Source organism: Acinetobacter sp. 1125_18A (assembly GCF_052824985.1).
Window position 1 is genome coordinate 1 of the sequence record NZ_VTDG01000057.1, and the last position, 584, is coordinate 584.

General features: G+C 41.4%; 1 protein-coding gene. It reads right to left on the reverse strand.

The window, feature by feature from the left end:
• Window positions 1-584: MBG domain-containing protein (locus FY049_RS22235; RefSeq protein ID WP_446084436.1), on the reverse strand; the 584-nt coding region annotated here is incomplete at both ends.

Genomic DNA, 584 nt, shown 5'->3' on the forward strand with positions numbered 1-584 from the left:
GTGGTTGATACACTATTGGCAGTAACAATGGCTTTAGCTTTAGCAATATCCAAAGAGCCATCAACAAAACTTAACTCGTAGTTTTTATCTATGCCTGTTGCAGTATTGGTGTATTGGCCTGCATCTTTAGCGGTCACTGTTGCCGAAACACCTGACAATACACTTGTAGTTTCGCCATTGACCAAACCAGTCGCACTAAAGCCAGCAGCCGTTTGGTCTTTACCGTTATAGGTGGTTGATACACTATTGGCAGTAACAATGGCTTTAGCTTTGGCAATATCTAATGAACCATCAACAAAGCTTAGCTCGTAGTTTTTGTCTAGACCCGTTGCCGTATTGGTATATTGACCTGCATCTTTAGCAGTCACAGTTGCCGAAACACCTGATAATACAGATTCAGTTTCACCATTGACCAAACCAGTCGCACTAAAGCCAGCAGCCGTTTGATCTTTACCGTTATAAACCGTATTTAAACTATTGGCGGTTACAGTTGCTTTGGCTTTAGCGATATCTAAGGAACCATCAACAAAGCTAAGCTCATAGTTTTTATCTACACCTGTTGCAGTATTGGTGTATTGACCTGT